Source organism: Olegusella massiliensis, from assembly GCF_900078545.1.
Classification (GTDB): Bacteria; Actinomycetota; Coriobacteriia; order Coriobacteriales; family Atopobiaceae; genus Olegusella; species Olegusella massiliensis.
The window spans coordinates 508,313-521,991 of the sequence record NZ_FLLS01000002.1; the positions used below are offsets into that span (position 1 = coordinate 508,313).

Annotated in this window: 8 protein-coding genes and 1 riboswitch; of the genes, 5 read left to right on the forward strand and 3 right to left on the reverse strand. The window is 50.7% G+C overall.

Annotated elements, in window-relative coordinates; translation table 11 throughout:
• The first annotated feature begins 15 nt into the window (after positions 1–15).
• The 4 genes from BN4314_RS02490 (at position 16) to BN4314_RS02505 (ending at position 4,835) form a co-directional block, all read left to right on the forward strand.
• Positions 16–1,263, forward strand: coding sequence for an SPFH domain-containing protein (locus BN4314_RS02490; protein WP_068539620.1), 1,248 nt, complete (start codon positions 16–18; stop codon positions 1,261–1,263).
• A 214-nt stretch (positions 1,264–1,477) separates the two neighbouring features.
• Positions 1,478–1,611, forward strand: a riboswitch (FMN riboswitch).
• Positions 1,612–1,615: 4 nt separating this feature from the next.
• Positions 1,616–2,209 (forward strand): ECF transporter S component, encoded by a 594-nt coding sequence (locus tag BN4314_RS02495; protein WP_068539621.1) that lies wholly within the window; start codon positions 1,616–1,618, stop codon positions 2,207–2,209.
• Positions 2,210–2,218: 9 nt separating this feature from the next.
• A complete protein-coding gene (locus BN4314_RS02500) occupies positions 2,219–4,057 on the forward strand; it encodes an ABC transporter ATP-binding protein (protein ID WP_068539622.1) in 1,839 nt (612 codons plus the stop codon).
• A complete protein-coding gene (locus BN4314_RS02505) occupies positions 4,041–4,835 on the forward strand; it encodes an energy-coupling factor transporter transmembrane component T family protein (RefSeq protein WP_068539623.1) in 795 nt (264 codons plus the stop codon). The genes BN4314_RS02500 and BN4314_RS02505 overlap by 17 nt, the downstream gene beginning before the upstream one ends.
• A 266-nt stretch (positions 4,836–5,101) precedes the next feature.
• On the opposite strand, the gene BN4314_RS02510 is transcribed toward BN4314_RS02505, so the two are convergent.
• The 3 genes from BN4314_RS02510 to BN4314_RS02520 form a co-directional block, all read right to left on the reverse strand.
• Positions 5,102–9,832 (reverse strand): 2-hydroxyacyl-CoA dehydratase, encoded by a 4,731-nt coding sequence (locus tag BN4314_RS02510; protein ID WP_068539624.1) that lies wholly within the window; start codon positions 9,830–9,832, stop codon positions 5,102–5,104.
• A gap of 9 nt (positions 9,833–9,841) precedes the next feature.
• Entirely contained in the window at positions 9,842–10,564 is a 723-nt protein-coding gene (locus BN4314_RS02515; protein ID WP_021735864.1) for a TetR/AcrR family transcriptional regulator, read from the reverse strand.
• A 206-nt stretch (positions 10,565–10,770) separates the two neighbouring features.
• The gene (locus tag BN4314_RS02520; protein WP_068539625.1) at positions 10,771–12,033 is read right to left on the reverse strand and encodes a CapA family protein; all 1,263 of its coding nucleotides are present in this window, start codon (positions 12,031–12,033) and stop codon (positions 10,771–10,773) included.
• Positions 12,034–12,270: 237 nt separating this feature from the next.
• Here BN4314_RS02520 and BN4314_RS02525 point away from each other — a divergent pair, with 237 nt between their 5' ends.
• A complete protein-coding gene (locus tag BN4314_RS02525; RefSeq protein ID WP_068539626.1) occupies positions 12,271–13,635 on the forward strand; it encodes a PFL family protein in 1,365 nt (454 codons plus the stop codon).
• The last annotated feature ends 44 nt before the right edge of the window (positions 13,636–13,679 follow it).

Consider the following 13,679-nt stretch of genomic DNA (forward strand, 5'->3'; position numbering starts at 1 on the left):
GCGAAAGGGGCCACAATGGGTCTAATTAAGGCAGCAGTAGGAGCAGCGGGCGGCGTCTTAGCTGACAGCTGGAAAGAAATGATTTACTGCGATTCTTTGCCCGAGAATGTACTTGCCGTCAAGGGTCAAAAACGCACGAGCGGACGTAGCTCTAATGTTCACGGTGAGGAAAACATCATCACCAATGGCTCACGTATCATCGTTAACGATGGCCAGGCAATGATTATCGTAGACCAGGGAGCTATCGTTGATTTTTGCGGCGATCCTGGCGAGTATACCTACGATCAATCCAGCGAGCCGTCCTTCTTCTCTGGTGACCTTGGTGAAAACATCACAAAGATGTTTGAGCAAATCGGCGGACGCTTTGCCTTTGGCGGCGATACTGGCCATGACCAGCGTGTGTACTATTTCAACACCAAAGAGATTATTGGCAACAAGTATGGAACCGCATCACCTGTCCCCTTCCGTGTGGTTGACAATAATATCGGTCTTGATGTTGATATTTCCGTTCGCTGCAATGGTCTGTATAGCTACAAAATTACCAACCCCCTGCTTTTTTATAAGAATGTCTGCGGCAATGTTGAGCAGCCCTATACGCGCGACCACTTAGATGCACAGCTCAAAAGCGAGCTGCTAACAGCCCTACAGCCTGCCTTTGCAAAGATTTCTGGCATGGGCATCCGCTATAGCGCAGTTCCTGCACACACCCTCGAACTTGCCGAAGCTCTCAACGAGCAATTAAGTAGCAAGTGGCGCGATTTGCGCGGTATTGAAATTGCAGAGTTTGGCGTTAATTCAATTTCTGCTTCACCTGAAGACGAGCAGATGATTAAGGATCTGCAGAAGTCTGCTACGATGCGCGATCCTAGTATGCGTGCCGCTGCCTTGGCGGGTGCTCAGGCCGATGCAATGCGTGCTGCTGCCAGCAATACAGCAGGTGCTATGACCGGCTTTATGGGTATGAATATGGCAGGGATGACTGGTATGGGTGCTCAGCAAACCTACGCTCAGGCTCCTGGTCAAACGCCAGCAAATCAGTACCAGACCGCAGCAGGCGGTGGCTTTGCGGCACCGACACCCGCACCTACAGAGGCACCCGCTGGTAGCTGGACCTGCAGCAACTGTGGTGCTAGCAACACAGGTAAATTCTGTGCTGAATGCGGCACACCCAAACCTGCAGCCTCTGGCAAGTGGACTTGCCCCAAATGCGGCGCTGCCAACACAGGTAAGTTCTGCTCTGAGTGTGGAAGCCCACGCGCGTAGTTAAGCAAAACAGCTGCGGCTTTACCGCTGTGTTCACGCATTGCTGCATATCCGCGCGATATCTCGTACTCGTAGTAACGCTCTGCATCCGCGCAGCGTTCTGTATTTATCCAATGCCCCGACCTGCGATACCTCGCTCGTCGGGGCTTTTTGTGCTCATAAATATGGCTTCGTTCACACGCACAAAAGCTGTACAAAACGGGTATAGTCAATTTGTCAGTTTCAGGGCGGGGTGAGATTCCCCACTGGCGGTGACGGGACCTATGTCCCCCAGTCCGCAAGCTGCATTGCAGCAGACCTGGTGTAAATCCGGGACCAACGGTACAGTCCGGATGGAAGAAACGGAGCCATTATGGCAACTTTTTCCTCGCAGCATTTATCTGCAAATCGTCACGATACACACTCAACAACTACCCAAGGCGGATCGTGGTCAACCAAACGCATCGCTACGTTAGCCATCCTTTGCGCAGTTGCCCTTGTAACCAGCTTCATTGAAATCCACATTTTTCCGCCCGCGCCTTGGCTGAGCTTTGACCCCTCTGGCATAGTAGTACTCGTTGCAGGCTTTGCTTTTGGACCAGGCACTGGCGTTCTTGTTGCGGTGCTATGCTGGCTTGTTCACTTGCTTTTTGCCTTTGACCCCTACGGTGTTCTCATGGCAATTATTTCGTTAGTATCGCTTGTTGCACCAGCATCGGCAATCTATTGGCACAAGCTCAATATGCGTGGCGCAATCACCGGCATGATTGTTGGCAGCATCTGCTCTATCGTTGTGTGCATTTTGGCAAACCTCGTCATCACGCCACTTTACACACCCATTGCTCTAGCTGATGTTATCGCAATGATTCTGCCTATCTTGCTGCCTTTTAATCTGCTCAAAGTAGTTTTGATTTCCGTCATTACAGCTCTTATATACAAGCCTATTTCCCAAACAATCGCGGGTTAGCGAGCTGTCGTGGTCAAAGCTTTTACCAGCAGCAACACCCCTGACAAGCAAAACGCACAAGTAGACACCCTGCTTGCTGCGCACCATGTCAGCCTCATTTATGATGACGCTCACAACAAAAGCACCTACGCTCTAGACGATATTTCAGTCGAGCTGCGAGCGGGTGAGCGCCTGTGCATTTTGGGTGCAAATGGCTCGGGCAAGTCGACTTTGGCATCAGTACTGTGTGGTTTGCTGGCGCCTGACTCAGGTGATGTATGCCTCTTGGGCGAGCAGGTCTGCCAAGACGGAAAGATTGATTTGGAAGCCTATCGCCGAGCACGCCGTGGCATTGGTCTGGTATTCCAAAATCCTGGCGATCAGATTGTAACGAGCGTTGTGGAGGAAGATGTTGCCTTTGGTCCTGAAAATCTTGGTGTACCCAGCAGCAAAATTGCCACTCGTGTAGGGCGAGAACTACATCGTGTTGCTCTTGATGCCTATGCCCATGCAGACCCGCGCCGTCTTTCGGGGGGCCAACAGCAACGCGTTGCCATTGCTGGTGCGCTTGCAATGGAACCACAAGCAATCGTCTTTGACGAACCAGGGGCGCTTTTAGATGTACGCGGGCGTCGCTCAATTTTGCATGTCATGGACCGCTTGCGCGCTGCGGGAGTTGCAGTTGCTCACATCACTCACTACATGGAAGAAGCTCTCAGCGCTGACCGTGTGATCGTACTTGACCACGGCAAAATTGCGCTGGAAGGTAGTCCTGCTGAGATTTTTTCTCAGAAAAACGATCTCTCTACACTAGGCCTTGAATGGCCTTTTGCAGCTCGTCTTGCACGCGCACTACGCGAGCGCGGGCTGCCGATTCCTTGGGTCTCTACAGACAAAGAACTGCTCGCAGAGCTTGGTAAGTTAGAAGCCATATCAGCAGCAGCTCCCGCTAAAAACAGTACAAAAGTCCCCAGCACTGCTGCCGTTCTCGCAACAGAGCGGCTGGGGTTTTCTTATACTCCAGAGCGCAAAGCGTTAGAAAATATCACTCTTTCAATTCCTGCAGGAAGTCGGGTTTCTATCGTAGGTCAAACTGGTTCAGGTAAATCCACACTGCTTCGTTTGCTTTGTGCCCTGGAACTACCTGATGAAGGCAGGGTGCTCATCGATGGACACGATAGTACACATGGAGGCCACAGTCGTCGAGGACGTGCATGGCGCGCAAAGCTCAGGTCACACGTCGGCTATGTTATGCAGCGCCCCGAGCGTCAACTGTTTGCCAATACCGTTGAAGAAGATATAGCTTTTGGCCCTTCAAACCAAGGGCTTTCCGTGCAAGAAGTACAAAAGCGGGTGGAGGAAGCAATCAAGATTTGTGGGCTACAAGACAAGCGCACTGCTTCTCCTTTTGAGCTTTCGGGAGGCCAGCAGCGTCTCTGTGCGATTGCTGGTGTACTTGCTATAAAACCCGAGGTGCTGGTGCTTGATGAACCAACGGCGGGGCTTGACCCACAGGGGCGCCAAGAGTTATACCGCCTGCTTTCACGGCTCAATGCTCAAGGAGTGACCATCGTGCAGGTCACACATTCAATGAATGACGCTGCTACCTCCCAAATTGTCTATGTACTTAATCAATCACAGCTACTTGCCACAGGTAGTCCTCAGGAGATTTTTTGTCGAGCACATCAACAAAAACTAAGGTCTTGTGGACTCGGCTTACCTTTGGCTTTGCAGTGGGCAATCAAATGCGAAGAAGTGGGATATACCCAAGCGGACGAGTTGGGTCAGCCGCTTACCATCGATGAGCTGGCAGATAGCCTCGCTTCAAAGTTTGTTGCAAAGGAGGCGCATAATGGCCGTCAAAATTAGTCTTGGACAATACATCTCGGGCGATTCTTGGCTGCATCATCTCGACCCCCGATCCAAACTTTGCTGTGGGCTTATCTTTGTAATTGCCGCCTTTACGGTATTTACTTTGGAGCAGCTGTTACTTGCACTGATAGCTACCACAACCATTCTCACAAGCAGCAAAATCTCCCCCCGAGCAATATTTCGCTCAATTCGCCCCGCACTTGCTCTGCTTGCCATCTTGGGGCTTTTTAATCTCTTTTTCATCAAAACGGGTACGGTATTATTCACGTTGGGAAGCGTTCACATCACCAGCCAAGGTCTTTGGGCAGCTATTCTCTATCCCACCCGCTTTGCTATTGCGCTGGTTGTTGGCTCGCTGACAACATGTACTACTACCCCCACCGCTATCGCAGATGCCTTTGATTCCTTGTTATCACCCCTGTCGCGCATAGGTCTTCCGGGGCACGAAATTGCGATGGTCCTTGCACTGATGCTGCGCTTTATTCCCACACTTGTTGATGATGTACAAACTATTTCCGAAGCCCAAGAATCTCGCGGAGCTGCACTTTCTTCGGGAAAGCTAGGACTGCGTATACAGGCTCTGACCGCTCTTTTAGTCGCTGTTTTTGCAAGTGCTCTTCGTCATGCCAACAATCTCTCTCGCGCACTGGATGCTCGCTGTTATGAGGGAAACGCGAAGCGCACTCATCTACACCCTCTCAGATTCCAGCATCGTGACCTCATCTGCGCAATTTTGACCTGCTCATTTGTAGTAGCCCTTATCTGCCTTGCCTAAATTGCCCAGCCTTATTTTTTGAAACCCATACCTGCCAAACTTGCCCTGCTTTTGCCGCATCAAATCTGTTGCAACCTCAGGTTGCAACACCAGCACATATAGCTGCAGAAATACTATATATACGCAGGTTGAACGCTTACACAAATAGACGTTGCAACCTGAGGTTGCAACGTCTGGAGATACTACAAAGCAAAACCTAAAAGCAAGTAGTCCTTATTGAGGCTTGAAAAGGCCAAGTAACTCCTGTCACCAACAGCTCTCATCACCTACTTCGCGCCAACCTCAACCTTAGCGCGCTCAATTTCTGCGAGCTGTTCGTCAGTCAGATGTAGTGAGAAATGACTTGTTTCCTGACCCCTATCAATATCGCAGCAACCACCCTCATTCACGATTGAGTCATCTAGCTGACCAGGGCGGCGACGTTCCTCAAAGACGGGCCAATCCTGACGCATGGTCGGATCGTCATCATTTTGCAGCTTAAAGCCACCATTTTCTTTGAAGTTTTCTTTGGCGACTGAGATCATCAGCTTAATACGATTGAGCTGATTGACCTCAGAGGCACCAGGGTCATAATCAACCGCGACGATATTGGATTCTGGATACATCTGACGCAAGCGTTTGATAACTGACTTGCCTACTACATGGTTAGGAAGACAAGCAAATGGCTGCGCACACACAATATTAGAGGTACCGTGCTCAATCAAGTCAATCATCTCAGCAGTCAACAGCCAGCCCTCGCCCATGTTGTTGCATAGCGAGACCACGCGACTGGCTTTTTTGGCCAAAGACATGATGGGCTCGTAGGGCTCAAAACGCTCGGACTTCATCAGCATCTGGTCAATAGACTTACGAATACTTTCAATGAGCTTGATACCCGTGCCATGCAGCGCACGCGTCACGGCAGACGAACCGAGCTCGCGACGACCAGTAATGGGATTTGCAAAGCCATACAGGAAGAAGTCCACCAAACCAGGCACGTTGGCTTCGCACCCTTCCCCCTCAATAACTCTGACCAATTCATTATTAGCCGTTGGATGGAACTTAACTAAAATCTCACCAACCACACCGACACGAGGTTTGCTGCGGTCGTTAACTAGAGGAAGCGTGTCAAAGGCTTCAATCGTATCGCGACACAGACGGAAGAATTCCCTACGGCTACAGTGCACCATCTGCACGCGAGCACGACTATTAAAGCTCTCATAGAGGCGCTCAGCAGCACCACGCTCGGCCTCATAGGGACGCACACGATACAGCAGTTGCATCAGAAGATCGCCATACAGCAAAATACATACCGCACGCATTAAGAACTTGGGCTTGAGCACGTCAAAGCCAGGATTATCCTCATCCAAGCCGCCTGCCATCGCCAAAGAAATAACGGGGATATTCTCATGACCAGAATCCTTGAGCGCCTTGCGAATCAACGCAATATAGTTGGTAGCACGGCATCCGCCGCCCGTCTGGCTGATGAGCAGCGCTGTACGGTCAAGGTCATATTTGCCAGAAAGAACTGCTTCCATCAGCTGGCCTACGGTCAAAATCGAGGGATAGCAAATATCATTGTTGACATACTTCAGGCCAGTTTCAACGGCACCATGATCCACAGAGGGTAGCAACACAAGATTCAAGCCAGCATCATGCAGTAAGGGCTCAAGCAAATCAAAGTGAATGGGGCTCATCTGCGGCGCCAAGATGGTATAACCCTGTTGAGCCATCTTTTTGGTAAAGCGAACCTTCTTAAAGGCAGCAGAGGCAGCCTTACGATAGATGGGACTGCGACGAGAAAGATCCGTCGGGCGTGCATGTTCTAAAGAGCCATCTGCCAAATAGACATTCTGAGGCCGCTCTTCCTGCACCAGGCCTGCAGCTGTCTGACGTTTGAGCTCGGCTTCTTGCTCGCGCAGAGCCGCCATCAATGAACGAATACGGATACGCACCGCACCAAGATTAGATACCTGGTCAATCTTTAGGTTGGTGTAAATCTTGCCCGAGCCTTCCAGAATCTCCTGTACCTCATCGGTGGTAAGAGCGTCCAGGCCACAACCAAAACTCTGCAGCTGTACAAGATCTAGATCATTGCGCGCTGCAACAAAACGAGCAGCACGATAGAGGCGGCTATGATAGGTCCACTGGTCAACAACGCGAATCGGGCGCTCAATTTCCATCTTGTGTGCAACAGAATCCTCGGTAAGCACGGCAAAACCAAAACCGGAAATCAGCTCAGGAATAGCATGGTTGATCTCTGGGTCATTGTGGTATGGACGACCTGCAACAACGATGCCATGGCGACCAGTCTGCTCAATCCAAGCGAGGGTCTCGTCACCCTTGCTGCGCATTTGCGCCTTAAACTCAAGGTCTGCGTCCCAAGCAGCATTAACCGCATCATCAATCTCCGCACGAGTGATATGCGCACCCTTAAAGCGACCCTTACCCTGCTTAGCATCGGCCTCACGCTGAATTGAAATCAACTCATACAGGCGACGTTTAAGTTCACGCTTGTTGTCATAAGGAATAAAAGGTGCCATATATTCGACCGATGGATCTGAGAGCTCATCCACATTGAGTTCGAGACTCTGCGGATAGCTCATAACAATCGGGCAATTATAGTGATTGGTCGAATGCTCATCTTCCTGACGTTCCCAACGAATGCAAGGCATCCAAATGAAATCAGGATCTTTGGCCAACAGATTCATGATATGGCCATGACTCAGTTTGGCGGGATAGCACACCGATTCAGAGGGCATCGACTCAATACCTGCCTCATAGGTGTTTTTGTTGGTTTGGTCGGAGAGCACAACCGAAAAGCCCAAATAGGTAAAGAACTCATGCCAGAAGGGGAAATTCTCATACATATTAAGCGCACGTGGAATACCCACAGTGCCACGAGGAGCCGTCTCAATAGCAAGCGACTCACGCTCAAAGAGCAGCTTGTTTTTGAAAGCAAAGAGGTTTGGTGCAGGTTTTTGCGTTTTTTCCTTTTTGACCTTGCCGGCACCACGCTCGCAGCGATTGCCCGTAATGAATTTGCGACCCTTACCAAAGCTATTAACGGTCAGCAAACAATTGTTGGCACAAAGGCCACAGTGGACATTGGTGTGCTTCACCTTCAAAGCATCAATCTCTTCACGCGGCAAAATACTCGAAACACCAGTCTGACCTGCTCGATCACGGGCAAGCAGAGCAGCGCCAAAGGCGCCCATCACACCTGCAATATCAGGACGAATAACATCGCGACCCGTCAACAACTCAAAAGCACGCAGAGTTGCATCGCTCATAAAGGTGCCGCCTTGAACGACGATATACTTGCCAACCTCGTCGTAGTCACGCAGTTTGATGACCTTAAAAAGGGCATTTTTGATGACCGAATAGGATAGTCCTGCCGCAACGTCACCAATGGTAGCTCCCTCTTTTTGGGCCTGCTTAACACGGGAGTTCATAAAGACGGTGCAGCGCGAACCCAAATCAACAGGAGCAGTACCGGAAACTGCCGCCTTGGCAAAGTCCTGTACACTCATGTTCATCGAGTCGGCAAACGTTGCAATAAAGGATCCGCAGCCCGAAGAACATGCCTCGTTGAGGCTAATGTGCTCAATAACACCATCTTTAATCTGCAAGCATTTCATGTCTTGACCACCAATATCGAGAATAAAATCGACATCGGGGACAAATGCTTTGGCACCACGCAAATGAGCAACTGTTTCGACTTCACCCGAGTCCGCACTAAGGGCTGCTTGCAAAATTCCCTCGCCATAACCTGTCGTGGTTACATGGCCGATAGTACAGCCATGGGGCAATTGGTCGTAAATCATATCCATGATTTTGCGTGCCACACCGACAACATCACCGTTGTTATTGCCATACCATGTCCAAAGCAGCTCGCCACTTTCGCCAACTACTGCGGACTTGATAGTAGTTGAACCCGCGTCGATGCCGATAAAGACACGTCCCTGATAACCCTCGAGACTGCCTTTGGGTACGACCTGCTTGTCATGACGAGCTTTGAATTCTTGATAGTCCTGCTCGAGTGCAAAAAGCGGATCAAGACGCTCGACCTCAGAACCCTGAGTATCACCTAGATTATCAATCGCGTCGATAACCTGCGCAAAGCTGACCTGCTTATGAGACTCGCCTGCCATCGCAGCGCCCGTTGCCACAAAGAGGTGAGCATTTTCGGGCAACACACGGTGTTCTTCATCAAGATGTAAGGTCTCATAAAAACGATGACGTAACTCAGAGAGATACTGCAGAGGGCCACCGAGGAAGGCAACATAGCCACGAATGGGATGTCCGCAGGCAAGACCAGAAACCGTCTGATTTGCTACAGCCTGAAAGACCGATGCCGCAATATCCTCACGAGGAGCACCTTCGTTCAGCAGGGGCTGAACGTCGGACTTGGCAAAAACACCACAACGACTCGCAATGGGATAGATATGTGTTGCGGACTTTGCTAGCTCGTTCAAACCAGGTGCGTCAGTCTCAAGGAGTGAAGCCATCTGGTCAATAAAGGCACCCGTACCACCAGCGCAGGTACCATTCATACGCTGCTCGATACCGTTATCAAAAAATATAATCTTTGCGTCCTCGCCACCAAGCTCAATAGCGCAGTCAGTCTGAGGAATCAAAGCTTCAACCGCACGCTTGGAAGCGATAACTTCCTGGACAAACTCCAAGTCAAGCCACTCGGCCAGCAACATACCGCCCGAGCCCGTAATAGCAACGCGCATGGGCACGTCACCTACGGTCTTGCGTGCGCGAGCAAACAAAGCACGAGCTGTCGCTTTAACATCAGTATGATGGCGCTCGTAGTTGGCATAAACCAAGTGGTTTTGGCTATCTACCACGGCAAGCTTGACTGTTGTTGAGCCAACGTCAATACCGAGGCGCAGGCGAGCGTGCGACAAGTCTGCTTTGCGCGGAACAAGTTCAGCATCGTGCTGCACAAGCTCAAGCGGCTCTTTTGCAGCCGCCTGGGCGCGATTGCTAGAAGTAGTGTTAGTCATGATGCTCTCCTAATACTGACCCATAAAGCTCGCGAGCAGCGAAAGCCCAAACGCTGGCGCATCAAAGTCGATAGTTTTGCCATACAGATCGCCGGGACGCAAAAACATGAGTGAAGTCATCACGCGTGCCATCAATTCAACACTTTCATGGGTGCCGGTTGTAAGCCAACGCACCAACACGCCCGTCTCCGCCGAGATGACATAGGTGAGGTAGTAGTCAAAAAAGGCACCGAAAACACTCAAGTCAAGACCTTCTTGAGCACGCTTTTCAATAGCATGGCGCGCAACAACCTTCATGCGCTTAGCAAATGCAGGATCTCCCCCATCACCAAGCAATGGCGACAGATAGCTCGCACGATCACGAAAATAGCTCAGTAAAGCTATGGCACCCGGACAAGCTTCCTGCGCTGCGAGCGCTACTTCCAGCTCATCCAAGCGTACTGCCGCAATATCTTCCATTAGTGGACGCAAATCCGAGAGAGTCTCGCCCTCAATCTGGGCAACCAAATCAAAAATGTCCCGAAAGTGAGAATAAAACGTACGACGAGTCACTCCAGCACGGTCAGCAACTGCTTTGACCGTAATCTGAGATAAGTCGCCTGTCGAAACAATTTCTGTCGCGAGGGCATCGCGCAGTGCCAAGCGCGTACGTTGCGTGCGCGGGTCGCCCGTAGCCGTGTACAAACGAGTGGCTGCTCCAGCCGCAAGTGGCATAGTCAGCGTCTGTGACATAAAACTCCTTTGACAAGAAGAAGCTATTACTCAGAGTGTGCAAATTACACAGTGTGTGAATTATTACTCAGAGTGTGTCAAAAGTCTCGCAGTTTGTCGACTGCCACAGACTCGCCATATTTTCTTGCACGTGGCACCCTGCACTGTAGTGGGCACGTCTCATCCCCTATATCCCAAAAGCAGAGCGCCGCCGCTAGAGTTTGTCGTTAGAGCTTTCCCGTAAGACTGCAGCTTTTGCGGTCATAGTGAGAGCCCAAAACACCCTCACAGTACTTATGACAGCTTTCAAGAGTGAGAGGCGTTAGGTTCTTGCTTGCCAGCTCATCGGTGTAATCGGAAAGCTTGTACACACTAAAGTCCGTACCTTCAGCACGCTGAGTTACCACAGGATCAAACTCCCAATGAGCTACCCGTGCACCATCTTTGTCTTTTACTAAGCCTACCTTGACCTGACCACCAAGCGAAGTCATCGTGCCTTCTATCTGATTGGACATAAAGTTACCCAAGGAATAAAAAATCAGCATTTTGTGACCCGATGTATTGGTCATCGTATCCACAGGCCCTATGGTATGCGGATGAGAACCAATCACGACATCTACGCCAAGCTCATTAAAGAGCTGGGCATAATGCTGCTGAAACTCATCGGGAGTTGCTTGATATTCAGTACCCCAGTGGGCCCACACTACCACCAGGTCTGCCTTCTTTTTTGCTCGGGCCACATCCGCACGAATCGTATCGTCATCAAAGAGATGTGTGGCATAGGGGTTGGATTCAGGAATGGGAATGCCGTTGGTATCGTAGGTATAATTCAAAAATGCCACACGAAAGCCCTCTTTTTCGTAGACATAAATGTTATCGTAGCTTTCCTTACTATCTGCCATGCCAATGATGGCTGTCTTAGGATGTTGTGTGTGCCAAAACGCGAGCTCTGCGCTTATGCCATCTGCACCCATATCCAACACGTGGTTAGATGCCTTAACGAGTACATCCCAGCCTGCTTTGACCTCGGAATCACCAATTTCTGTAGGTCCATTAAAGGCAGGATAGCCCGAATAGCCAAAGTCCTTGCCACCCAAAATAGTCTCTTGACTCAGCAAAGCCAGGTCAGCGGCCTTAACTTCCTTGGTCACATGCTTCCACAAATGGTCATAGTTATAGCTGCCATCAGACTTTTGGCCACTTTTGATGACGGGACCATGCACAACCACATCGCCTGAAGCCAACAAATTAATAGTAATTTGGTCTTTCTTTTTTTCAACTTGCACATCGAGATCGCCCACGATGGGCATGTGCTCGCCCTCAAAAAGCTTAGCTGCTGTACTCGCACTAAAACTCACAACGCCGCCGACAAGCTTAATTACCACGATGAGCAACAGCAAAACTCCAGCAGCAACGCTAAGCCAATTCCAAATTGGCCTACGGGCATGATGATTATTGTTCGTTGTTCTCCTGTGCGGCTTTGAACTCATCGTCTACCTCCTGCTGCACAACGTCTGTTGTCTCCTATAGTGTCTCATGCTCCACCACTTTCGTCTGCCTTTCACCGCCCAACAATTCTGTAGACGGCGAAAGCTTTGCAGACGCGTCATAATGTGAGAGTTAGCCGCAAAGTCATCCGTTACCAGATGCACGCGACAAGCAGAGAAAGATTTGGTTGTCTGCAAGCAGAACCATCCAGCTACAGACATTTTTTCGAGGAGGCACAGGTGTCGATTACCCCCGAAGAGGTCGCCGAGACCCGAAGCATGGTTGCCGAACAGCACCTTGATCTACGTACTATCACCATGGGCATCTCTCTTTTGGGCTGCGCAGATGAAGACATGAATCGCATGGCAACCAAGATATATGACCGCATCACCCAAACTGCCGAGCATTTAGTACCTGTAGCCGCCCAACTCGAACGCGAGTATGGCATTCCTATTGCCAACAAGCGCGTCTCCGTTACGCCGATTGCACAGGTAGCAGCAGCTTGTGCAGACAACGATTTTTCTCCACTCGCACAGGCAATGGATCGCGCTGCCGAAACTCTGGGCATTGATTTTATGGGTGGCTTTTCTGCTTTGGTACAAAAGGGCATGGGTGTCGCTGACCGTAAACTCATCGATTCAATCCCTGAAGCACTTGCGTCAACCACACGCGTATGTTCTTCAGTCAACGTTGCAAGCTTGCGCGCTGGCATCAACATGGATGCCGTTGCACTCCTGGCACAAAAAATGATTGATGCAGCACGCCTCACCACTGATATCAACTGCTACGGTGCGGCAAAACTGGTTGTTTTTGCCAATATGGTTGAAGACTCTCCTTTTATGGCAGGTGCTGTACATGGTAGTGGTGAAGCAGATGCTGTCGTCAATGTAGGCGTTTCTGGCCCTGGCGTCATGGCAGCAGCACTGGAGCGTCTGCCAAAGGATGCCGATCTGATGGATGTGGCTGAAGAAATCAAACGTAGTGCCTTCAAGATTACTCGCGCGGGAGAGCTGATGAGTCGCGAAGCGGCACGCCGCCTCGGTGTTGCAAAAGGCATTGTCGATTTATCGCTTGCACCTACTCCTGCTGCAGGCGATTCGGTTGCGCGCATCTTGGAGATCATCGGCGTTGGTACCTGTGGAGGCCCTGGCACTACATGCGCGCTTGCCCTGCTTAACGATTGCGTCAAAAAGGGCGGCGTGATGGCAAGCTCCAGCGTAGGCGGCCTGTCAGGCGCTTTTATCCCTGTATCTGAAGATATGGGCATGATTGCTGCTGTCGAAGCGGGAGCCTTGTCGCTCGAAAAGCTTGAAGCCATGACCTGCGTCTGCTCGGTCGGCCTCGATATGATTGCAATTCCCGGAGACACGCCAGTCGAAGCTATTGCCGGCATCATCGCAGATGAGATGGCTATCGGCGTTATCAACAACAAAACCACCGCTGTCCGTCTCATCCCCGCAATTGGTCATAAGGAAGGCGACATATTGGAATACGGTGGCCTCTTTGGTTCTGCACCAGTCATGCCTGTCAATCCGCATGCAGGCTCTGTGCTTGCGCATCGTGGCGGTCGTTTCCCCGCTCCTCTCAACTCGCTTAAAAATTAGGCGCAATGCACAAAGAGCGGGACATATCGGCGGTTCAAAGGCTC